The organism is Planococcus salinus (assembly GCF_003719725.1).
Taxonomy (GTDB): Bacteria; Bacillota; Bacilli; order Bacillales_A; family Planococcaceae; genus Planococcus; species Planococcus salinus.
Genome location: NZ_RIAX01000001.1, coordinates 351,613 through 373,654, shown reverse-complemented (window position 1 = coordinate 373,654; position 22,042 = coordinate 351,613). Strand labels below are relative to the sequence as shown.

The following is a 22,042-nucleotide window of genomic DNA, read 5'->3' as shown; positions in this document are numbered from 1 at the left end:
TCCCTTAACCGGGAACGACGCTTTTTGTTTTTTCCACTATTTTTTTGTATTGCAGATACATGGCAACCCGCCACGGAACAATCATTCCAAAAGCCAGAATCCAGAACATGCCGCTCAATTCCCCGACATCGATGGTCGAGCTGAGCACCATTTTCCCGATAAGCCGGACCGCCAATAATCCAATCAAAATGAAGATGAAGGCTTTTGACTGTTTCATATAAATCCCGTCTTCTTTCACTTCAAATTTGGAAGTCCAGATCAATACGGTCGAAAAGAGCATACCGACCACCAGTGCTTCTGCAATTTGAATCGGTGATACGCGGAAAAATTCAAATACAAACATCAACGCCCCTGTCGACATGAATAAGGGCGGCAGGATGATTTTTTTGGCCGATACCGGTTTTTTTGACGCTTTGGACCGCACAAACATGACCAAAATCCCCATGATAACTGCACCTACAGACGTAACGATCAATAACAGCTCTGGAGGAATCATTTCAAACATTCCATTCTACCTCCAATCTGCCACAGTGCATTTTATGGTCTGGGAAAAAAGGATGTTGTCTGCCGGTGAAAATGACTGACGGTTGCCTGTTTGTTGTTGTTGGTATTGTATGCTGGCGATGGCTTCCATCATCATCTCTCCTTTTGCAATTAGAATCCTTGGAAATCACCGAAAAACGGACTTAGAATTCGAATGATATAGGTCAATCCGTCAAAAAACAACAGGACCCCGACACCGATCATAACATAGCCGCCGGCAGTCATAATGCTCTTATTGTGCTTCCGGAGCCAGCCCATACGCGTAACGAAAAAGGAAAGGACGAAAAACGGAATCGCAAACCCGAATACATAAGCAAGCATATACCAGATGCCAGAACCTGGATTACTTGCAGCAAGTGCATAAATGGCCCCGATAATCGGACCGGTGCACGGCGTCCATCCTGCCGCAAAAGCAAGTCCGATCAAGAACGTACCAAGAAAACCGGATGGCCGGTTCTTAAAAGAAATTTTGCGGTCCTGCATCAAGAATTTCGGTGTGAACACGCCGACAATCATTAAACCGAACAGGACAATGAAAATAGCCCCTACCTGGCGGATCAGTTCTTCGTAACGGACGAACCATTCATTGAAGAACGACGTACTGAAGCCGAGTGCGATAAAGATGGTCGAAAAACCGAGCAGGAAAAAGATCGTATGGAACATGCCCCGGCGCTGCATCACTTTTTTGTCATTCTTGATTTCGTCAATGGTCATTCCTGTAATATACGATAAAAATGCGGGATATAATGGCAAGGTACAAGGAGAAACAAAGCTCAAAAATCCTGCACCGAACGCTAATAATAAATTAATGTCAGTGGCCATAATTGTCACTCCTCTACAATTCTCCCCTCATCTTACCAAAATTCCCCCTTTAATACCCCCTTTCTGTTTGTGAAAACTTTGTGGCAGGAAAACGCAGACGGCTATGTAAATGGCAAATGTGGGCAACCTTTAGAGAGTGCATTTTTCCGCACTTAGTAAATTCGAAGCGATTTTGTTGTTTTTTATTTGTTTTTATTGGGTGCATTTTGGTTTTTCTTGTCTGTTTTTTTTTTTTTTTTTTTTTTTTTTTTTTTTTTTTTTTTTTTTTTTTTTTTTTTTTTTTTTTTTTTTTTTTTTTTTTTTTTTTTTTTTTTTTTTTTTTTTTTTTTTTTTTTTTTTTTTTTTTTTTTTTTTTTTTTTTTTTTTTTTTTTTTTTTTTTTTTTTTTTTTTTTTTTTTTTTTTTTTTTTTTTTTTTTTTTTTTTTTTTTTTTTTTTTTTTTTTTTTTTTTTTTTTTTTTTTTTTTTTTTTTTTTTTTTTTTTTTTTTTTTTTTTTTTTTTTTTTTTTTTTTTTTTTTTTTTTTTTTTTTTTTTTTTTTTTTTTTTTTTTTTTTTTTTTTTTTTTTTTTTTTTTTTTTTTTTTTTTTTTTTTTTTTTTTTTTTTTTTTTTTTTTTTTTTTTTTTTTTTTTTTTTTTTTTTTTTTTTTTTTTTTTTTTTTTTTTTTTTTTTTTTTTTTTTTTTTTTTTTTTTTTTTTTTTTTTTTTTTTTTTTTTTTTTTTTTTTTTTTTTTTTTTTTTTTTTTTTTTTTTTTTTTTTTTTTTTTTTTTTTTTTTTTTTTTTTTTTTTTTTTTTTTTTTTTTTTTTTTTTTTGAAGTTTTCCTTATGTAATTTTGTACATATATAGTTGTGAACATCTTTTTTAAACAATTGAATCTGTATTTTTTCCGCAAATCTTAAAAAAACTGCAGACATGCTCTTTTCTAAGCGTGCCTGCAGCCTGTAATTATCCAATTTTCCCCTGCGTTATTCCACAATGCCGTTTTGCAGCAAATACATTTTGTGATACAGACCCCGCTGCTTCAGCAGTTGCTGGTGGGATCCGCGCTCGACAATTTCCCCATGATGCAACACAAGAATCAGGTCTGCATCTTGGATCGTACTGAGCCTGTGCGCAATCGCAATGGTTGTACGCCCTTTTCTCATCCGTTCCAGACTGGTCTGGATGGCCACTTCCGTTTCCGTGTCGATATTGGCCGTCGCTTCGTCCAACACCAATATTTTCGGGTCGACCGCCATCGTGCGTGCGAATGCCACGAGCTGCCGCTGACCGCTGGAAAAAGTGGATCCGCGTTCTGTCACCGGCTGGCTGTAGCCTTCAGGAAGCGCATGGATAAACCGGTCCGCCTGGACAAATTCAGCGGCCGCCCGGATTTCCCTATCCGTCATGTGCTCATTATACAGCCGGATGTTGCTGGCAATGGTGCCGTAAAAAAGAAACGGATCCTGCAGCACCAAGCCCATTTTCTTTCTCAGTTCTTCGATTGCGTAAGTTTTTACGGATATCCCATCGATCAAAATCTCCCCTTCGGAATATTCATAGAATCTCATGAGCAAGTTGATAATCGAGCTCTTCCCGCTGCCGGTGTGGCCGACTAAAGCCACCGTCTGTCCTGGCTCGGCGGTAAAAGAGATATTCTTCAACACATCGTTTTTTCCGTCATAAGAAAAAGTGACATTTCGAAACTCGATTTTGCCGTCCACTATCTTCTTTGGTTCATCCAATTGATGGGGAACGATTTCTTTTTCATCCAATAAAGCGAAAACACGGGAGCCCGCTACAATGGCCTGCTGGAAAATGGATAATTGCTGCATCAATTGATTAATCGGCTCGAAAAAACGATCGACATAGGTGACAAAAGCATAAATGACGCCGACTTCCACCACGTTATCAAATGACGTGATGCCGAAATAGCTGAGCAGCATGATCAATGCCAAGGCGTAAACGAGATCGATCGCCGGCCGCAACAACAAACCGTCAATTTTGATATTGCGCTTTCCCGCCTCCCAGTGCTTGTCGTTGATGTCATTGAATTCATCCTGCAGCCGTGATTCCTGGCTGAACGCCTGAATCATACCCATTCCCTGGACCGATTCAGACAGTTTCGCGTTCAATTGTCCAAGCCGCTCCCGCAGGTCCTGGTAAAAGACGGAACTGTATTTGCGGTAAATGTAAATGATCCACAACAGGATCGGCAACAGCAGCAGCGTAATGAGTGCCAGCCGGACATTCAAAAAGAACATCGCAATATACACGCCGACAATCAAAAACGTACTTTGGATAAAGCCGATCAATACAGTAATGAACATATCCTTGATCGCTTCCGTGTCATTCGTTACGCGCGATACCACACTGCCGGCAGGTGTCTTGTCAAAATAACGCATACCGAGATGCTGCACTTTCGTAAAAACATCAATGCGCAGCTGCTGGATGATCACCAGCGCCACGGTCTGAAACTTCAGCATCTGAAAATAACTCAGAATCACATTGCTCACTTGAATAAAGACGTAGCCGAGAGCCAAGCCCACAATCGGCCCCGTCGGAAATGTGCCCGGTGTCAAATAATCATCGATGAACACTTTGATGAGCAAAGGTCCCAGCACATCACCAAGGACCGTCAAAACGAGCAAAGCGGTCGCCACCAGCAAGGGTTTTTTATGCGGCCGCAGGTAACTGAGCAAACGTTTGAGTACCAGCCATTGGTCTTTCTCGGTCAATTCTTTCTGTTTATCCATCACGCTTCGCCTCCCTGCTCGACGAGCGCTTCCAATTGCTGCAGCTCATACATTTCGTAATAACGTCCTTTTTTGTTCATCAGTTCTTCATGCGATCCGATTTCCACTATGGACCCTTCCTCCAAGACGATGATTTTGTGCGCATGTTGAATGGCACTCAACCGGTGCGACGTGATGATGGTTGTTTCGCCGATTCGCGTTTGTTTCAGCGAAGCCAGAATCGCTTCTTCCGTTTTGGCGTCGACTGCCGATAACGAGTCATCCAATATCAGCAGTTCAGGGCGCATCATCAACGCCCTGGCAATGGAAATGCGCTGTTTCTGGCCGCCCGACAACGAAACACCCCGCTCGCCGACCACCGTGTCATAGCCGTCTGCAAAATTCAGGATATCTTCATGAATGTGGGCCAGTTTTGCCGCTTCCACCACTTCTTCCATGGTGGCTTCCGGACGGGCAAAGGCGATATTGCCGGCAACCGTCGTCGAAAACAGGAAATGATCCTGCGGCACATAACCGATCGCTTCCCGCAGTCTTTGTTTCTTATAATCGTTGATGGATTTCCCGCCGAAGGTAATATCTCCCTGGTAATTCTCAAACTCCCGCAGCAGCAGCCGCAAAATCGCTGACTTTCCGGAACCGGTCTTCCCGGCGATACCCAAGGTCTGCCCTTGCTTCAATTCAAAATGAACATCTTTCAAGGCAGCACGATCGTCTCCCGTGAACTGGAATTTATTGATCGAAAAAACGATATCTCCTGCCGGTCGGACATCCAGTGCGTCTTTCCGGTCATCGATATCGGCGGGTTCTGCCAGCAGTACACGAATCCGATCATAAGACGCCCGCCCCCGTTCCACGATATTGAACAGCCAGCCAAATGCCAGCATCGGCCAGACAAGGAGCCCAAGATAGGCCGTGAAGGCCACCAAATCTCCGATGGTCATGTCGCCATTGACCACAAAATAAGAGCCGAAACCGATGGTCAGAAAATAACAGACACCGATGACAGCGGAAATGGTCGGATCGAACAGGGAATCCACGCGCGCCACTCGGATATTTTCGTCCACCACTTTTTTTGTTTTTTTAACAAAATCGGCAACGTCTTCCGTTTCCTGGCCGAAGGTCTTAATCACTTTCATACCCGAAATGCTTTCCTGTGTTTTGTCATTCAGTCCGGAAAATGCCAGTTGCGCGCCGTGGAAACGGTCGTGCATCATTTTGCCGTAATAATTTGTCAAATAAGCCAGGATCGGCATCGGCAATAGCACGATCAGCGTCAACTCCCAGCTGATGGTCAACGCCATCGCGGCAATAACAAAGCCGCCTGTAGCCAGCGAATCCACAAGCGTCAACACACCGGCACCGGCAGTCTGTTGCACAGCCTGAAGATCATTGGTGGCATGCGCCATTAGATCTCCGACACGCCGGCGCTGATAAAAAGCCGGTGACATGCGTGTAAAATGGTGGAATAATTGTTTCCGTAAATTCCGGGCCAGTAAAATCGATGAACCGAAAATCAGCAGACGCCAGATGTAACGCAACACATACATGACGAGGGCAGCGGCTGCCAGAATACTGAGCCATTTGATGAGAAACGCAGGCGTCAACGTGCCGCGGCTGATTTCATCCACCACAAAACCGATGATGCGGGGCGGCAGTACGCCAATCAATGCCACGAGGAGCAGCAGGAAAATACCGAGTGCATAGTGCTTTCTTCTTTCTTTGAAAAACCATCCCAACTCCCAGAATACGCGCATTGTTTTTCTCCTTGCTATGTTGTAGTTACGTTTTCATCTTAGCAAATATTTCCGCCCGAAAGAAGCACGGCTTTGTTTGAGGCGCCTGCTCCACCCGATGCGGTTGCAGAATCATCCGTTGTTTATTCCGCTTTGTGGCCGCCAATCAGATTTTTCCGTTCGACTGCCGTACCGGCATCGGTATAGGAGACGCCGCGCAGCACAGCAGTCGGCCCGTATTTGTCACGCAGTTCATCCATTGCCGCTCCCAGCTTCCGTTTCTGCCACTTGCGCTGCTCAAACAAACTGAGCTGCATCGATGTTTCGTCCTCCAATTTGGTCAAAGTCAACGCAAGCCTTCTGACAGGACGGCCGTCATGGAACTGCGCCAATAAATCCTTGCACACCGCGTATAATTTCATCGTATCATTCGTCGCTTCATCGATGGACTGCGAACGGTGAAACCCTCCGCTGAATGCCTGTTTGCTGTAGCCGACGGACAATGACACGGTGCGTCCTGCTTTGCCGGCTGCGCGCGCACGTTTCGCCACATCTTCCGTCATTTCCAGAATCACCGCCAAAATCTCTTCGGATGTTGTGTAGTCATGATACAAAATCTGGCCTTTGCCGTAACTTACCTGCCCTTCGACCAAAGGAGCGCCGAGTTCCGACAAATCGATGCCCCAGGCATGATGATACAATTGATTGCCCAGGATGCCGAACGTTTCTTCCAGCAATGCCAATTCGGCAGCGGCTAAATCTCCGACTGAAAAAATGCCCATACCATTCAGGGTGTTTTCCAGGCGCGCACCGATTCCCCACATTTTGCTGAGCGGTGACACCGGCCATAATTTCTCCGGCACATCGTCAAAGCTCCATTTGGCGAAGCCTTCTTTTTTCGCTTCCAGATCAAGTGCCAGTTTGGCCATCAGCATATTCGGTCCCAGGCCGATTGCTGAAGGGAGACTGAATTGCCGAACGATGTCATCCTGCAAATGGCTGATGATCGTTTCAGGTGTTCCCCATATTTTTTCCGTTCCGCTCAAGTCAACGAAACTTTCATCCACGCTGTAGACATGAATCGCTTCATTCGGCACATACTCTTCCAGTAATCGGGTGATCTCCATCGACACTCGCAGGAAAAAACCCATTTTCGGTTCGATTTTCAGGATGCGCGGATCGTCCGGAATCTCAAACAGTCGGGTGCCGGTCCGGACGCCAAACTCTTTCTTCAAGACCGGCGAAGCCGCCAGCACCACACTTCCGCGATTTTCCTGTTTGCCGATGACCGCAATACAGGCGTTCAACGGGTCCAGGCCCTCATCGACTGCGGCGCAGCTGGCGTAAAAGCTGCGCATATCAAGGCAGATGATGGGCCGCTGTTCCAATCCTTCGTACATACCGCTCCCCTCCATTCTGTTGCCTCTCCTCTTTTCAAGCATATACGAACATTTGTTCCTAATCAATAACCGCTTTTGGATGTGGCTAAACTTGTATAAGGGGGAATGGTGTTAGAAGGAACGTATTTCGGGGAGGAGGGAAGGTATTTTCCGGGTGAGAGACAGTATTTCCGAAACAAGAGACAGTATTTCGCTGGTGAAAGCATGTATATCCAATTAACTGGAAAGCACTCTTGCCCGCACAGGCTTCCCTTCGCCAAATCCACACAAAAAAACCGATTCTCCTGTGTAACCAGAAGAATCGGCTTTATTCAAGAATGATTTCTTACTTAACCGGTGCAAAAGCAAGTTTATCCGATCAATCGCTTAGCTTGTTCAAGTTGATGCTCCACTTGCGCAAAACCAGTGCCACCAAGTGAATTTCTCCGCTTTACAGCTGTTTTTGGCATCAAAGTATCGTAAATGTCTTCTTCGATCAGCGCACTGGCGTCCTGCAGGTCAGCAAGTGGCAGATCTTTCAAATAATAGCCGCGCTGGATGCACAAGAAAACCAATTTCCCTGTGACATCATGAGCTTCCCGAAACGGCATGCCTTTGGCGGCCAAATAATCGGCCAGTTCCGTGGCATTGGAGAAATCCGAATGAACAGCTTTCTCCATCGAATCGGTACGGACTGTCATGGTACGGACCATGCCTTCAAAAATCGGCAACGAGCCCATCAATGTATGGACCGTGTCGAACATACCTTCTTTGTCTTCCTGCATGTCTTTATTGTAAGCGAGCGGCAAGCCCTTCAAAGTAGTCAGCAAGCCGAACAAATTGCCGTATACGCGTCCGGTTTTGCCACGGATCAACTCCGCCATATCCGGGTTTTTCTTTTGCGGCATGATGCTTGAACCGGTCGAGAACGTATCATCGAGTTCGATAAAACGGAACTCTTCGCTTGACCACAGGATGATTTCTTCTGCAAAACGTGACATATGCATCATCAGCATTGAGGCGTTGCTGAGAAATTCGACAATGAAGTCGCGGTCACTGACGGCATCCAGGCTGTTTTGGTAAACAGCGGAAAATCCGAGAAGATCCGCTGACAATTCACGGTCGATCGGAAATGTCGTGCCCGACATCGCTCCCGCTCCAAGCGGAGACACATCGATGCGCTTCAGTGATTCCGTCAATCGCTCTTTGTCGCGTTCGAGCATCCAGAAATACGTCAACAGGTGATGGCCAAACGAAATTGGCTGTGCGCGCTGCAGATGCGTGTATCCGGGCACAATCGTTTCCACATGTTCCTCTGCTTGTTTGACGATGGCATCCTGAAAAGCCGCAATGCCGGAAATAATTTCCTGAACACGGTTTTTCAGATACAAATGCATATCCGTTGCCACTTGATCGTTGCGGCTTCTTCCGGTGTGGAGCTTGCCGCCGACCGGGCCGATTTCATCAATCAATAATTTTTCCAGATTCAAGTGGATGTCTTCATTTGAAACGCTGAATTCGAGATCGCCGGCTGCTGCTTTTTCTTTCAAGGTTTCCAGGCCGGACAAGATGAGCGACGCGTCTTCTTCCGACAGGATATGACACGCCGACAGCATTTTGACATGGGCTGTACTGCCTTCTAAATCTTCGAGTACGAGTTTTTGATCAAACGAAATGGAAGCGCCGAATTCATCGACCCACTGTTCGGCCGATTTCTGGAAACGGCCTCCCCACAGTTTGGTCATGCTTTCACCTTCTCTTTCACTTGTTCGGTAACAGCGACTTCTTTCTTATTGACCTGTGAATTGACGACTGTTGGCAGTCCCCATAATTCGATGAAACCGATAGCAGATTCATGGTTGAATGTATCTTCTGTAGAATATGTTGCCAATTGCTCACTGTACAACGAGTTTGGTGACTTACGCCCTTCAATGATGGCATGTCCTTTGAATAATTTCACACGCACTGTGCCGTTGACAAACGCCTGTGTTTCTTTCAGGAACGCTTCCAATGCTGAACGAAGCGGCGAGAACCAAAGGCCTTCGTAGATCAATTCCGTCATCTTTTTCTCGATGACCGGTTTGAAATGAGCCATTTCCTTCACCAATGTGATGTCTTCCAACTCTTTATGGGCAGCAATCAAAGTCATCGCAGCCGGAGCTTCATAGATTTCGCGTGATTTGATGCCGACAAGGCGGTTTTCAACGTGGTCGATACGGCCGACTCCGTGTTTACCGGCAATATGGTTCAATTCAAGGATAAGATCGGAAAATTTATAGGAAACGCCGTTCAATTGAGTCGGTACGCCTTTTACAAATTCAATTTCCACGATATCCGGTGTGTTCGGTGTATCTTCCAGTTCAGCAGTGATGTCGTATGCTTCTTTTGGAGGTGTAGCCCAAGGGTCTTCCAAAACGCCACATTCGTTCGCACGGCCCCAAATGTTCTGGTCGATGGAGAATGGGCTGTCCAAAGTTGCAGGGATCGGCACATTATGCTCTTTTGCATAAGCGATTTCTTCGTCACGCGACCAAGCCCACGAACGGACAGGCGCCACAACTTCAAGATCCGGATTCAATGATTTGATGGACACTTCAAAACGCACCTGGTCGTTCCCTTTTCCTGTGCAGCCATGCGCTACAGCCGTTGAACCCGTCTCTTCAGCGATTTCAACCAATTTTTTCGAAATAAGCGGACGGGACAGAGCTGACACCAGTGGGTACTTTCCTTCATATAATGTATGAGCCTGCAATGAAATCAATGCATATTCTTCTGCAAATTCGTCACGTGCATCGATCATGTAGCTTTCTACTGCCCCTACTTGAAGCGCTTTTTGTTTCACAAAGTTCAGGTCTTTTCCTTCTCCGATATCCAGGCAAACCGCTACGACGTCGTAGCCTTGACCTTTCAACCAAGGAATTGCCACCGATGTATCCAAACCGCCTGAGTATGCAAGAACCACTTTTTTATTCAATATGAAAACCTCCAATGTATTTTTATGCAATGTTTGAAATGAATATACACATAATACCACGGAATATTTATTAGCGCAAGTGAATTTATTTACATTTTCACATAAAAAAAGCAGCTTCAGCCGCTTTTCCTTCTGCACCTGCCCATCCCCAACAAATCAACCCATGAATCGCTGTCTGACAACTGCCGTTTTCATTTTTCTAAATTCAAACTATTTTTAACACGCGTTTTATTTTACTTGCTTCTGAAGATTCTTGCAACAAAAACAAACCGGCTCCCGCTACGCCTGCCTGAAATGGAATACGCCCTGTTCATCCATCTGTTCGGTGATCAATCCATCTTCAAGCAAATAATCAATCTGCCCGATGGTTTCTGACAAAGTCAGTCCCAATTCTTTTTCATAGGCGTGAGGGAAAAGTTCCTGCGCCAGCTGGTACACCGTTTTCTCATTGTAGCCGATCATTTCCAGCACTTTCATCGCCCGCTGATGCTGCCGCTCAAGACGTCCTGTAATGAGTTCGTGGACATTGCGGACTTCATCGCCATGGCCGCTGTAAACAACTTCCACCGGCATCTTCAGCAAGCGGCCCAGCGACGCGTTGTATTGAAGCAGCGATTTCGGCCGTCCTTCAGACGGATCCAGCGGCGGCTCGATCAGCGGATTGGATGAGACGTGACTGATGACGTGGTCTCCTCCGATCATTTCGTTGGTTTCTTTGTTCCAGAATGAGACATGGCTCTGCGCATGCCCCAATGTCTCCATGACTTCCCAGTCGGGATGCCCAGGCAAACTGTCGCCTTCGTTGATCGACATGTCGAGCGGCCGGCTTCCCATCAGGCTGAGTGGCCGTTTCATTTTCTTGATCCAGAAAAACAGCTCTTCCGGCACTCCCTCCTCCTGCAAACGTTCAAGGTAAAAAGTATCGTGATAATCGAAAAAAGCCTGGTCCCGGCGCAGCCACAGATCATTATACGGATGACCGTATAATTTTGCGCGCTCAAATCCATCGACCCAGCCGGCATGGTCCGGATGATGGTGGGTCAACACCACTTGTTCAATATCTTCGGGGCGTACGTTCGCCTGTTTCAAACCGAACTTAAGAGCTTCCCACGCTTCAGGGGTTTTCGGACCGGCATCAATCAATGTCAGCATATCTCCTTTTAATAGGTAAGAGTTTACATCTCCCACCGCAAAGTTCGTTGGTATAACTATTTTATGTAAACTCAAATTCTTCCTCTCCTTTAAAACTGAATCACTATTCAACTATCATAACGCTAAATCGGGTTCACGTCACTCCCGGAGGCAATTTGACAAAACGGTTCAATATCCTTTATAATGCTATAACATATGAGCGAAGATGAAGACTAGTACAGAAAGTGAAGGTGCCAAGAGAGTGCGCCGTTTGCTGCGAGGCGCATCCCCTCTCCTTTCTGGAACCTGCTTTTGAGCTGCCGTGTAAACACGGCCGTTGATCCGCGTTATGGATATCGAGTAGTGCCGTCACGGCAAACTTAGGTGGTACCGCGGAAACAAAGCGTTTTCGTCCTTGGAACAACAGGGATGATTGCGCTTTTTTATTTTGAGTAAAGGAAGTGGAGAAGAAATGAAAATCGTATGTGTAGGTGCTGGGTCAATGGCGGAGTCCATGATCCACGGATGGATCAATAAAAGGATTCTGAAACCGGAAGAAATCTCAGTAACCAATAAGTCAGACATGGAACGACTGGAAAATTTGCGCGACGAATACGGCGTCAATATTGTCTGTGAAGACAAGAAAGATCTGAAGGATGCCAATTTCGTCCTGCTGGCGATGAAGCCGAAAGATATCGCAGCAGCCTTGGCGGACATAAAAGACACCCTGACAGACAACACCATCATCATCTCAGTGGTGGCGGGTGTGTCCATCAATACCATCCAGAAGCATGTCGGCAATCTGCCGGTGGCCCGTGTGATGCCAAATACATCCGCGCAAATCGGCAAGTCGGCGACAGGCGTTGCCTGGAGCAAATATGTCACCGTTGAAAAACAGCATGACCTTCGGAAATTGCTGTCCTCCATCGGCGGCGTTACGGTTGTAGAGGAAGATCAATTGCATACGGTCACTGCCGTAGCCGGAAGCGGTCCTGCCTACATCTATTATTTTGCAGAAGCAATGCGGGAAGCGGCCATTGAAAATGGGCTGTCTTCAGCGGATGCCAAAAAACTGGTGCGCCAGACATTTGACGGAGCTGCCGAAATGATGCAGCAAAATGATTTTACTGAGTTGCGCAAAAAAGTGACAAGTCCGAATGGCACCACCGCTGCCGGACTTGAATCATTGGAAAACAATCAATTCAAGAAAATCATTAATGACTGTGTAACACAAGCTGCCAAACGGTCACGCGAACTCGGAAAAGAATTCGAATAATCATATCGTTTGATTGACTTAATCGCAATGAAAAGGAGCAAATGACAATGGCAAAACTATTTGAACCGATGACCATCAAAAACACCACGTTCAAAAATCGGATCGTCATGGCACCCATGTGCATGTACCAAAGCGACCAGGAGGATGGCCAAGTGACCGACTGGCACCGGATCCATTACCCGACGCGGGCAGTCGGCCAAGTCGGCCTGATTATTGTGGAAGCGACCGCCGTACAGCCCCAGGGCCGGATTTCTGCCAGAGATCTGGGAATTTGGGAAGATGGCCATATCGAAGGGCTCGCTGAAATCGTTCGTCTGATGAAGAATCACGGCTCAAAAACAGGCATTCAGCTGGCGCACGCCGGCAGAAAAGCGACTGTGGACGGAACAATACAGGCGCCGAGTGCCATCGCTTTCAACGATCAGTACAAGACGCCGGAAGCCATGACCGCCGAAGATATCAAAGAAACCGTCCAAGCGTTCAAGGATGGCGCCGTCCGGGCAAAAAAAGCAGGATTTGATGTCATTGAAATCCACGCGGCCCATGGGTATTTGATCAACCAGTTTTTGTCGCCATTGACCAACAAACGGACAGATCAATACGGCGGTTCAGCTGAAAACCGCTACCGTTTACTGCGTGAAGTCATCGACGCCGTCAACCCTGTATGGGATGGCCCCCTGTTTGTCCGCATTTCTGCCTCTGACTATACTGAAGGCGGTATGACACCGGATCAATATGTGGAAATGACCCAATGGATGAAACAGCAAGGCGTCGATTTGATCGACGTCAGCTCCGGCGCTGTGGTGCCCGCAAAAATCAATGCCTATCCGGGGTATCAGGTACCGTTTGCGGAAACGATCAAACAGCAGACGCCGATTGCCACAGGAGCAGTAGGCCTGATCACCAGCCCTCTCCACGCCGAGGAAATTCTGCAGAACGGGCGTGCCGATATGGTGTTCCTGGCGCGCGAATTGCTGCGCAATCCTTATTGGGCTTATACCGCGGCTTCCGAACTGAAAGCCGAAATTGAAGCTCCTGTGCCGTATGAACGCGGCTGGGTATAAGGCAGTTGCAAAATGCTCAAAATTTAGTATACTGAAAGTAACGTAAAAAAAACCGAATGCGTGAGCATTCGGCCAGTTGCATACCGCGTGAAGAGCGGTCGGCTGGAATTTAGGCTTAGAAAATAACCGTCATTCCTCACCACAGGGACGGTTATTTTTCTTTGTTTATGACTAGTATCATCGTAACGACCAGCGTGATTGCGCTGATCGTCAAGCCGACGCTCGTGAAGATGAGGCCGAATGATTCAGATATCGTCATACTACCACCCCCTTTCCCGGGGAATGGCCACACCGCCCTCTTGCAACTGTAACTCTATTTTACCACAAACAGAACGTATGTTCTATTATTTATATAATTTTTTCTGTTAATAAAAAATATATAAGTTGAACTACTAATCTTTAGTAATCGATATTCCGCAAAACAGCTCCGCTTGCCTGGGGGCTCGCGCTGAGCTAACTCGGGCTTACCGCCCGAGTGGATCTCATCACTTCGCTTGGTCCCCTGGGCGTCTTCGCTGTTTTGCTCCATATCTTTAGTGACTTCTCTAAGCGCCGGCGCGCCTCCGGAGCAGGCGAATGCCGACGGAGCGACGAGTGGTTTTCTCGGCTTATTGCGGGAGTCTTGTCCAAAGCGCCGAAGCGTTATATAAAGGATTATTCTTTTGTTTAACTTATATAGAAGCTTTTTCTCACCACTTGTTCAATGGTTCTTAACCCCGGTCCCCTTATACCACAATAATTTTCACTTCGTTTTTTCAGGAACCGGCTATTGGCGTTCTTTTTTCTTTTTCTGTATTTCTTTTTTGTTTTTATGCCATTCATATTCAGCGAAGTCGTGTGCAATATGGATCGTTGGATGTACGTGCAACGCCTCGTTTGCGAGAGTTTTGGCGTCTTCCGGCAAAAACCTGGCACTGATGTGATTGGCGATCAGTGTCCCTGCTCCGGCTTGGTGTGCCGTCAGTGCCGCATCGTAAATCGATGAATGGCCATAGGCTTTCGCCAATTTCTGCGTCTCCGTATCAAACGTCGCTTCATGGACCAGGACATCGGCACCCCGGCTGAGTTCGACAGCGGCCTGGCAGAAACGGGTGTCCCCGAGAATGGCGACAACAAAGCCTGCTTCCGCCGGACTCGTCACTTCTTCGCTTTTCACCACTGTTCCGTCTTCCAGTTCAACAGTTTCACCGTTTTTCAACTTGGCTAGTAACGGCCCTTTCGGCACCCCTTTTTTGACTGCCTCATCAATCAGCAGTTTGGGAGGCAGCGGTTTTTGAGTGATGCGGTAACCAAACGAAGGAATGACGTGATCAAGCAGACGCGCCTCCACTTCCATCGTCTCATCTTCAAAGATGAGGCCTTCCTGCACTTCATGGAAAATGATTGAATACGTCAAATGGGTTTGGCTGATGCGTAAAAACGTTTCAGTAAACTCCTGTATTCCTGCAGGCCCATAGATCTCCAGAAGTTCGTCCCCTCCCTGGAATGAACGGGAACCGAGCAAGCCGGGCAAACCGAAGATATGGTCGCCGTGAAGATGGGTAATAAAAATTTTCTCGATTTTCCTTGGCTTTAACGTGGTGTGAAGAATTTGATGCTGTGTCGCTTCGCCGCAATCGAACAGCCAAACAGTCCCGCGTTCTTCCAGCAGCTTCAAGGCCAACGATGAAGTGTTGCGTTGTTTGGATGGTATGCCGGCACCGGTACCCAGAAATAATAACTGCATAAAGTCCCTACTTTCTATCATGGTCGTGGTCATTGAGAAAATCTTTACTGAAACTTGTTTCGGAATCTTCAGAAGAGGTTTTTTTCAGCTTCGTCCCTCTTCTCAGCATGCTTTTGCCAAACCTGGATTCCAACTTTGTCATCAACTCCATGATCGGCTCTTCTTTGGCATGTTCCTGAAAATTGAAAATGGATAACTGCTCGGTCATCTCGCCTTTATCCGCCACATTGGAAACCGTCACTCCCACCAGTCGGAGCGCTTCTCCGTTCCAATGCTTCATGAACAGCTGCCAGGCTTCCCGGTTGATATCGTCTGCTTTCCATACGGTGTTTTTCAAGGTGATGCTGCGTGTCCGGTTTTGCCAGTCGGCACTTCTTGTCTGGATGCTGACAGTCGGACCCGCCAGTTCTTTCGCTTCCAGCCTGCCTGCCACTTTTTCACTCAGTTTCCGGATGATGGCTTTCAAATTTTCATCATCCGTCTCATCAAAAGGCAGAGTTGTTGAAGTCCCGACACTCTTCGTATCGTAAACAGAGTCCGGATCAACTTCCCGCTCATCGATTCCATTGGCACGATTCTGAAGCCTGACACCATTTTTCCCCATCTTTTCCTTGATAAGACCCGTATTCGCCTTCGCCAAATCCCCGATTGTTTCAATCGACAGGGTCTTCAGTTTCGCGGCGGTGCTTTTCCCGATGCCATGCATCTCAATCACCGGAAGCGGCCACATTTCCTGTTGAATATCACGCTTGCGCAAAATCGTGATGCCCAGCGGTTTCTTCATATCAGAGGCTGTCTTGGCCAAAAATTTATTTGGTGCAATGCCGATGGAGCAGGGCAGATCAAGTTCTGACAGAATACGCTGTTGAATTTCTTCAGCAATCGACACAGCGTGGCGTTCCAGTGCAAGCTCCGTCACATCCAGATAGCCTTCATCGATGGAAACCGGCTCGACCATCGCTGTATAGGAACGCAAAATCTCGAACATGGCTTTTGAAGCGGTCCGGTAGCGGTCAAAGTTGGGTGGCAATAAAATCAGCTCCGGATATTTCCGTTTCGCTTCATGCACCTGCATCGTCGTATAAATTCCGTGGGCCCGCGCTTCATAGGAACAGGTAACAATGATGCCCCGCCGCTCTTTCGGATTGCCTGCAATCGCAATTGCTTTCCCTTTTAAATCAGGGTTATGCGACTGTTCCACAGAAGCATAAAAACTATTCATATCAATATGAAAAATCACCCGGCCTGCCATGCAATCGCTCCACTTTCATTTTTCTTTCAGTTTAACACAAGAAAAGCGGAAGTGCCCGGGTAGCTCTGACAGGCATAAGACAGACCAGCGAAGTGGCGTTCTTTGCCTCACAGCTGGACTGGCTTATGTCCCGAAGAGCTGGGCACTGGAGTCTGGACAAAGAAAAGCGCAGGCGGCCATGTAGATTCGACAGGCATAAGACAGCCTCCCGAAGCGGCATATCTTCAGCCGCACAGGGAGGTTGGCTTATGATCCCGAGAATCTGGCCGCCGGAGCTGGACAAAGAAAAGCGCAGGCGCCTGTTCAGTCCCGACAAGCGCTGGAGGACTTGCGAGTCATGGCGTTTTTTGCCATGGCATGCAAGTTCGAAGCGACTCGAGGGGCTAGGCGCCGGAGTCTGGACAACAAGAAAAGCGCAGGCGGCCATTAGTTGAAAATGCCAAAAAAAAAGAGAACAGCGGGGCTGTTCTCTCTTTCTATTTGTTATACAGCAGCTTTCTGCCCACTTGACTCCTTGACAATTTCAATAAGCAGTTCAGTCAGCTTTTCAAGCTCTTCAATGGGCATACGCTCATTCTTCGTATGGATTTCTTCATAGCCCACACAAAGGTTGACCGTTGGCACACCGAAACCGTTGAAAATGTTGGCATCGCTTCCGCCGCCGCTCGTCAACGTCGGAGACGGCCGCCCGATGTTCGCCGCGGCTTTTTTGGCGATTTCCACCACCGGCGCCGCATCATTGAAATGGAAGCCGGGATACATAATTTGGACATCTGTCTCTACCCGGCCGCCCATGGCGTCCGCTATTTCCTGAAATACCCTTTCCATATGACTGGTTTGGGCTGACAATTTTTCTTTACTGATCGACCGGGCTTCCGACAAGATATTCACTTCGTCGCAGACAATATTAGTCGCTTCTCCGCCTTGGAAACGGCCGATATTTGCCGTGGTTTCAGAATCGATTCGACCCAGCTTCATTTTGGCGATGGCTTTGGCGGCAATCGTAATTGCCGATACGCCTTTTTCAGGTGCTACTCCGGCATGCGCCGTTTTGCCGTGGATCGTTGTCCAAAGCTTTGCCTGATTTGGCGCAGAAGTGACGATGCCGCCGACTTTTCCATCACTGTCGACTGCGTAACCGTAATCCGCTGTCAACAGGGAAGAATCGAACTCCTTGGCACCGACCAATCCACTTTCCTCACCGGCCGTAATCACCAGCTGAATGTCGCCATGTTCGATTTGCTGTTCCTGGATCGAACGGATCATTTCCAGCAATGCCGCGATTCCTGCTTTGTCGTCCGCACCCAAAATCGTATTGCCGTCCGAGTAGACGTAACCGTCCCGCACTTGCGGCTGCACGCCTTTGCCGGGTACCACCGTATCCATATGAACGGTAAAATAAATGGCGGGTACGTCCTGTTTAGCACCTCTGAGTGTCGCCACCAGATTATTGGCACCGTGGCCATTACGGCGGGAAGAGTCGTCTTCCGTCACTTCAAAGCCGATGGATTCCATCTTCTGCTTTAAAACCTCTGCGATTTGTGCTTCATCTTTGGTTTCGGAATCGATTTGCACCAATTCCAGAAATTCATTCAATAACCGGTCGTTCTTCATTGCTGAAATACCTCCAATTTATAACGGCATATTGCCATGCTTTTTCGATGGACGCTGATCTTTCTTATGCCGCATCATCTCAAGCGCCTGAATCAGTTTGACGCGTGTTTCGCGCGGGTCAATAACATCATCGACCATGCCGCGTGACGCTGCCACATAAGGATTGGCAAACTTCTCACGGTATTCTTCGATTTTCGCAGCTCGTGTTTCTTCAGGGTTGTCACTTGCCGCAATCTCACGGGCAAAAATGATGTTGGCCGCACCTTGAGGCCCCATTACGGCGATTTCCGCATTCGGCCATGAGTAAACAAGGTCCGCTCCAATTGACTTGGAGTTCAATGCCACATAGGCGCCGCCATAAGCTTTGCGCAGAATGACCGTCATTTTCGGCACTGTCGCTTCTGAGTAGGCATAAAGGATTTTTGCCCCGTGCCGGATGATGCCCCCGTGTTCCTGCTTGATGCCTGGGAAAAAGCCCGTGACATCTTCGAATGTGATGAGCGGGATGTTGAACGAGTCACAGAACCGGATAAAACGGGCCGCTTTGTCCGACGAATCAATATCCAACCCGCCTGCCATCACTTTTGGCTGGTTGCATACGAGACCGACCGTTTCGCCTTTGATGCGGGCAAGCCCGACGACGATATTGCGCGCAAATTCCGGCTGCACTTCCATGAAACTGCCTGTATCGACGACCTGCTCGACCACTTTCCGCACGTCATATGGACGAATCGCTTCATAAGGTACGATATCAGCCAGATCCGGACGGTCATCATTATCTTCTTCCAGCTCCAAACGAGGCGGAAGTTCTTTGTTGTTCTGCGGCAAGTAGCTGATCAGTTGGCGAACCTGTTCCAGCACTTCCTGTTCTGTGCCGGCACGGAAATGAGCATTCCCGCTGATGGCAGTATGTACTTTCGATCCTCCCAAATCTTCAGAGGAAATTTTTTCGCCCGTCACCGTTTCGATGACTTTGGGTCCTGTAATGAACATCTGGCTTGTCTTATCCACCATAAAAACGAAATCAGTGATAGCCGGGGAATAAACCGCCCCGCCTGCAGATGGCCCCATAATGACGGAAATTTGAGGGATGACACCTGAATAGATGGAATTGCGGTAAAAAATCTGGCCATAGCCATCCAGTGATAAGACACCTTCCTGGATTCGTGCACCGCCGGAGTCATTTAAACCGATAAAAGGAGCTCCGTTTTTTGCTGCCAAATCCATAACATTGGCAATTTTTTGGGCATGCATCTCTCCCAAAGCTCCCCCGAAGACGGTGAAATCCTGTGAGAACAAGTAAATTGGACGGCCATCAACTTTACCGTACCCTGTTACCACACCTTCGCCAGGTCCTTCTGCCATGCCGAAGTCAATGGTGCGATGCTCCACAAAAGGGCTCAATTCCACAAAAGAACCTTCATCCACCAGTAAATCGATGCGTTCACGGGCGGTCAGTTTTCCTTTTTCATGCTGCTTGTCAATCCGTTCCTCTCCGCCACCCAGTTCGATTTTTCGTTTTCTGTCGTATAATTCATTGATGCGTTCGTAAATATCCATTTCTTCACACTCCCCTTACTGTTTTTCACACAATTCATACAATACGCCGTTTGAGGACTTCGGGTGCAAAAAGGACACCAAGGCGCCTCCCGCCCCTGCTTTGGGCTGTTCGTTCAATAACCGAACTCCTTTTTCCCGAAGCTCTTCCATCCGCTTCTCAATGTTTTCAACACCAAAAGCGATGTGATGGATGCCTTCTCCTTTTTTCTCAATAAATTTGGAAATGGCACTTGTATCGTCCAGCGGTTCCAGTAATTCGAGTTTGATGTTCCCCGCATCGATAAAGGCCACACGGACTTTTTCTGATGATACCTCTTCAATTTTCAATAAAGGGCAGCCGAGTGTCTCCGTGTAATAAGGGAGCACTTCTTTTAAGTCCCGAACTGCGATTCCAATATGATCGACTTTCTTCATCAGTTTCACTTCCCTTTTTAGGTTTCTTCTTTATTGTACAGATTCGACCTGTAAAACTCTAGTTCTTCACGAATATTTGGAATCTATGTGCAACCTTCTTCTGTTCAAGCTCAAAATATGATATGATTTCGTAAAAGTCCATTACTGACAACAAAGGAGTTTTGACATTTATGAGAAATGCGGCGTTCCGGAAGTTTATCGTCTATGCGATGGTCGGATTGATGCTTCTATCCAGCTTATTGATGGGAATCAGTTTTGTCATCTGAACTATATAAAAAGACAGCCGGTCATCAGACCCAGCGTTCTCTGCCTCTTATCGGCATAGAAAGCATGGTTCAAAATGATCCGGCTGTCTTTTTGTTTTCAAATCCCTTATAGGATTGCTTGATCTCCAGATAGCTGTCCATTTCTTCAATCACCTGGTACAGCGAAGCCATGGCCAAAAACTTTTCATGGCTGTCGGGCAACGGCATATCGGCAAACTCTTTTTTCACAACTTCCAGCTTTTCGAGATAACGATGGGCCGTATTTCCGGAATGGACATGGTCTGACAGATCTTCCAGAAAGTCAGCGATCAGGCCCGAGTGCCGAACCATCACCGGCATTGTGGAAATTTTCGGCAGGATTCGCTCAATGATTTCAAATTGCTGCTCCCGCATGTCAAAATAGCGGTAGTACTTGTTTTCTAGGCGCGTGACGTGGTTTTCGACATCCTGATAAGCCAGCGCCTTTGCTTTCTTCAGCAGCTCGGCGGTTTCCATCAATTCTTTTCCGCTCCAATCGGAAGAGCCGTTCCGCAGGTATACAACCATTTCGTTGAGAATCTTCGAATACAGATGTTCTATCTCCACTTGATAAGCGTTTAATCTGCGCTCGATACTCGGCATATACATATTCACCAGCAAAGCGGTCCCAAAACCGATCAGCATCAGCGAAAGTTCGTTGAGAAACAGTCCAAGCGTCAAATCTCCGGCGTCCAGAATGTGCAGGATGATAACAGCACTGGATACAAAGCCATCCGAAAATCTCAGACTCACCAGCAGGGGAATGAAGAGCAGAATCAGAATGCCCAGAATGGCTGGATGGTAAGCGATGCCTTCAAAAAAGACAAAAGTATAAGCGATGGCGATCAGACTCGCGACAAAACGGGAGAAAGCCGCACGTATGGATTTCTTTTTAGTAGGCTGGACACATAGAATGGTCAATATGCCGGCCGATACATAATAATCGAGCTGCAGCAGCTGTGCCAGATAAATGGCCACGGCTGCCCCCGCTGCCGTTTTCATGGTGCGGTAGCCGATTGAATAGGGCTTAAGCTTCATAAATCCCCCTTGTTTTCTGACATGAAAAAATGCCCCTTTAAAGGGGCATTTTATTTATACTTCTTGGCAATGCTCTTCAAATATCGCCTGGATATGAGCGATAACGGACATCGGATCGTGTCCTTCGATTTCGTGACGGCCGATTTCATCCACCAGTTTGCCATCTTTTACTAAAGCGAAAGATGGTGACGATGGAAGATGATCGTCGCCGAACAACATCCGTGCCTGGGCTGTCGCTTCTTTATCCTGTCCTGCAAATACAGTTAACAGGCGATCCGGGCGTTTGTCATAATGGACGGAATGCAATGCCGCTGGACGGGCAATGCCGCCGGCGCATCCGCAGACCGAGTTGATCATGATCAAGCTTGTTCCCGGCTGTGAAAATGCCTCGTTTACGTCTTCAGGTGTTTCCAACTGTGTATAGCCGCCGTCGATCATTTCCTGGCGGGCCTGTGTTACTATATCATTCATCAAGAAATTGAAATCCATACTCATCCAT

At 47.2% G+C, this 22,042-nt stretch carries 19 protein-coding genes and 1 other annotated feature; of the genes, 3 read left to right on the top strand and 16 right to left on the bottom strand.

Annotated features, from left to right (window positions below; all coding sequences use genetic code 11):
- Nucleotides 1–4: 4 nt before the first annotated feature.
- The 9 genes from EEX84_RS01830 to EEX84_RS01785 form a co-directional block, all read right to left on the bottom strand.
- Nucleotides 5–505 carry a CcdC family protein gene (locus tag EEX84_RS01830; protein WP_123163862.1) on the bottom strand — a complete coding sequence of 167 codons (501 nt, stop codon included), beginning with the start codon at nucleotides 503–505 and terminating at the stop codon, nucleotides 5–7.
- A 149-nt stretch (nucleotides 506–654) separates the two neighbouring features.
- Nucleotides 655–1,365 carry a cytochrome c biogenesis CcdA family protein gene (locus tag EEX84_RS01825; RefSeq protein ID WP_123163861.1) on the bottom strand — a complete coding sequence of 237 codons (711 nt, stop codon included), beginning with the start codon at nucleotides 1,363–1,365 and terminating at the stop codon, nucleotides 655–657.
- 192 nt (nucleotides 1,366–1,557) lie between these two features.
- Nucleotides 1,558–2,316 carry a hypothetical protein gene (locus tag EEX84_RS16555; protein ID WP_192892895.1) on the bottom strand — a complete coding sequence of 253 codons (759 nt, stop codon included), beginning with the start codon at nucleotides 2,314–2,316 and terminating at the stop codon, nucleotides 1,558–1,560.
- A 12-nt stretch (nucleotides 2,317–2,328) separates the two neighbouring features.
- On the bottom strand, nucleotides 2,329–4,098 hold the full coding sequence (locus EEX84_RS01810; protein WP_123163860.1) for an ABC transporter ATP-binding protein: 1,770 nt from the start codon (nucleotides 4,096–4,098) through the stop codon (nucleotides 2,329–2,331).
- A complete protein-coding gene (locus tag EEX84_RS01805; RefSeq protein ID WP_123163859.1) occupies nucleotides 4,098–5,852 on the bottom strand; it encodes an ABC transporter transmembrane domain-containing protein in 1,755 nt (584 codons plus the stop codon). The genes EEX84_RS01810 and EEX84_RS01805 overlap by 1 nt, the downstream gene beginning before the upstream one ends.
- A gap of 122 nt (nucleotides 5,853–5,974) precedes the next feature.
- Nucleotides 5,975–7,231, bottom strand: a complete 1,257-nt coding sequence (locus EEX84_RS01800) for a Y-family DNA polymerase (protein WP_123163858.1) — start codon at nucleotides 7,229–7,231, stop codon at nucleotides 5,975–5,977.
- Nucleotides 7,232–7,581: 350 nt separating this feature from the next.
- Nucleotides 7,582–8,955, bottom strand: coding sequence for an argininosuccinate lyase (gene argH, locus EEX84_RS01795; protein ID WP_123163857.1), 1,374 nt, complete (start codon nucleotides 8,953–8,955; stop codon nucleotides 7,582–7,584).
- Complete coding sequence (locus EEX84_RS01790; RefSeq protein ID WP_123164038.1) at nucleotides 8,952–10,187, bottom strand: argininosuccinate synthase; 1,236 nt, start codon at nucleotides 10,185–10,187, stop codon at nucleotides 8,952–8,954. Before EEX84_RS01790 ends, argH begins: the two co-directional genes overlap by 4 nt.
- Nucleotides 10,188–10,463: 276 nt before the next feature.
- Nucleotides 10,464–11,411 carry an MBL fold metallo-hydrolase gene (locus EEX84_RS01785; protein WP_123163856.1) on the bottom strand — a complete coding sequence of 316 codons (948 nt, stop codon included), beginning with the start codon at nucleotides 11,409–11,411 and terminating at the stop codon, nucleotides 10,464–10,466.
- Between the two features lie 118 nt (nucleotides 11,412–11,529).
- Nucleotides 11,530–11,735, top strand: a binding site (T-box leader).
- Nucleotides 11,736–11,787: 52 nt separating this feature from the next.
- Here EEX84_RS01785 and proC point away from each other — a divergent pair.
- Nucleotides 11,788–12,591 carry a pyrroline-5-carboxylate reductase gene (gene proC / locus EEX84_RS01780; protein ID WP_123163855.1) on the top strand — a complete coding sequence of 268 codons (804 nt, stop codon included), beginning with the start codon at nucleotides 11,788–11,790 and terminating at the stop codon, nucleotides 12,589–12,591.
- A 47-nt stretch (nucleotides 12,592–12,638) separates the two neighbouring features.
- Complete coding sequence (gene namA, locus EEX84_RS01775; protein ID WP_123163854.1) at nucleotides 12,639–13,655, top strand: NADPH dehydrogenase NamA; 1,017 nt, start codon at nucleotides 12,639–12,641, stop codon at nucleotides 13,653–13,655.
- Nucleotides 13,656–14,421: 766 nt separating this feature from the next.
- On the opposite strand, the gene rnz is transcribed toward namA, so the two are convergent.
- The 5 genes from rnz to mce form a co-directional block, all read right to left on the bottom strand.
- The gene (gene rnz, locus EEX84_RS01765) at nucleotides 14,422–15,381 is read right to left on the bottom strand and encodes a ribonuclease Z (RefSeq protein WP_123163852.1); all 960 of its coding nucleotides are present in this window, start codon (nucleotides 15,379–15,381) and stop codon (nucleotides 14,422–14,424) included.
- Between the two features lie 7 nt (nucleotides 15,382–15,388).
- Nucleotides 15,389–16,633 (bottom strand): DNA polymerase IV, encoded by a 1,245-nt coding sequence (locus EEX84_RS01760; RefSeq protein WP_123163851.1) that lies wholly within the window; start codon nucleotides 16,631–16,633, stop codon nucleotides 15,389–15,391.
- 483 nt (nucleotides 16,634–17,116) lie between these two features.
- Nucleotides 17,117–18,247 carry a M20/M25/M40 family metallo-hydrolase gene (locus EEX84_RS01750; RefSeq protein ID WP_123163849.1) on the bottom strand — a complete coding sequence of 377 codons (1,131 nt, stop codon included), beginning with the start codon at nucleotides 18,245–18,247 and terminating at the stop codon, nucleotides 17,117–17,119.
- A gap of 18 nt (nucleotides 18,248–18,265) precedes the next feature.
- Nucleotides 18,266–19,807, bottom strand: a complete 1,542-nt coding sequence (locus EEX84_RS01745; RefSeq protein WP_123163848.1) for an acyl-CoA carboxylase subunit beta — start codon at nucleotides 19,805–19,807, stop codon at nucleotides 18,266–18,268.
- A 15-nt stretch (nucleotides 19,808–19,822) separates the two neighbouring features.
- Nucleotides 19,823–20,221, bottom strand: coding sequence for a methylmalonyl-CoA epimerase (gene mce, locus EEX84_RS01740; protein WP_123163847.1), 399 nt, complete (start codon nucleotides 20,219–20,221; stop codon nucleotides 19,823–19,825).
- A 170-nt stretch (nucleotides 20,222–20,391) separates the two neighbouring features.
- On the opposite strand from mce, the gene prli42 reads away from it, so the two are divergent.
- Nucleotides 20,392–20,487 carry a stressosome-associated protein Prli42 gene (gene prli42, locus EEX84_RS16455; protein WP_158599055.1) on the top strand — a complete coding sequence of 32 codons (96 nt, stop codon included), beginning with the start codon at nucleotides 20,392–20,394 and terminating at the stop codon, nucleotides 20,485–20,487.
- Nucleotides 20,488–20,556: 69 nt separating this feature from the next.
- Here prli42 and EEX84_RS01735 read toward each other — a convergent pair whose 3' ends face one another.
- The gene (locus EEX84_RS01735) at nucleotides 20,557–21,543 is read right to left on the bottom strand and encodes an aromatic acid exporter family protein (RefSeq protein WP_123163846.1); all 987 of its coding nucleotides are present in this window, start codon (nucleotides 21,541–21,543) and stop codon (nucleotides 20,557–20,559) included.
- Nucleotides 21,544–21,597: 54 nt separating this feature from the next.
- Complete coding sequence (locus EEX84_RS01730; protein ID WP_123163845.1) at nucleotides 21,598–22,038, bottom strand: BrxA/BrxB family bacilliredoxin; 441 nt, start codon at nucleotides 22,036–22,038, stop codon at nucleotides 21,598–21,600.
- Between the last annotated feature and the right edge of the window lie 4 nt (nucleotides 22,039–22,042).

Excerpts from the sequence above, each read along its gene's own strand:
- rnz (WP_123163852.1), bottom strand. The coding sequence starts at position 15,381 with ATGCAGTTATTATTTCTGGGTACCGGTGCCGGCATACCATCCAAACAA.
- EEX84_RS01805 (WP_123163859.1), bottom strand. The coding sequence starts at position 5,852 with ATGCGCGTATTCTGGGAGTTGGGATGGTTTTTCAAAGAAAGAAGAAAG.
- EEX84_RS01730 (WP_123163845.1), bottom strand. The coding sequence starts at position 22,038 with ATGAGTATGGATTTCAATTTCTTGATGAATGATATAGTAACACAGGCC.
- prli42 (WP_158599055.1), top strand. The coding sequence starts at position 20,392 with ATGAGAAATGCGGCGTTCCGGAAGTTTATCGTCTATGCGATGGTCGGA.
- EEX84_RS01735 (WP_123163846.1), bottom strand. The coding sequence starts at position 21,543 with ATGAAGCTTAAGCCCTATTCAATCGGCTACCGCACCATGAAAACGGCA.
- mce (WP_123163847.1), bottom strand. The coding sequence starts at position 20,221 with ATGAAGAAAGTCGATCATATTGGAATCGCAGTTCGGGACTTAAAAGAA.
- argH (WP_123163857.1), bottom strand. The coding sequence starts at position 8,955 with ATGACCAAACTGTGGGGAGGCCGTTTCCAGAAATCGGCCGAACAGTGG.
- EEX84_RS01760 (WP_123163851.1), bottom strand. The coding sequence starts at position 16,633 with ATGGCAGGCCGGGTGATTTTTCATATTGATATGAATAGTTTTTATGCT.
- EEX84_RS01800 (WP_123163858.1), bottom strand. The coding sequence starts at position 7,231 with ATGTACGAAGGATTGGAACAGCGGCCCATCATCTGCCTTGATATGCGC.
- proC (WP_123163855.1), top strand. The coding sequence starts at position 11,788 with ATGAAAATCGTATGTGTAGGTGCTGGGTCAATGGCGGAGTCCATGATC.
- EEX84_RS01830 (WP_123163862.1), bottom strand. The coding sequence starts at position 505 with ATGTTTGAAATGATTCCTCCAGAGCTGTTATTGATCGTTACGTCTGTA.
- EEX84_RS01745 (WP_123163848.1), bottom strand. The coding sequence starts at position 19,807 with ATGGATATTTACGAACGCATCAATGAATTATACGACAGAAAACGAAAA.
- EEX84_RS01825 (WP_123163861.1), bottom strand. The coding sequence starts at position 1,365 with ATGGCCACTGACATTAATTTATTATTAGCGTTCGGTGCAGGATTTTTG.
- EEX84_RS01750 (WP_123163849.1), bottom strand. The coding sequence starts at position 18,247 with ATGAAGAACGACCGGTTATTGAATGAATTTCTGGAATTGGTGCAAATC.
- namA (WP_123163854.1), top strand. The coding sequence starts at position 12,639 with ATGGCAAAACTATTTGAACCGATGACCATCAAAAACACCACGTTCAAA.
- EEX84_RS01810 (WP_123163860.1), bottom strand. The coding sequence starts at position 4,098 with ATGGATAAACAGAAAGAATTGACCGAGAAAGACCAATGGCTGGTACTC.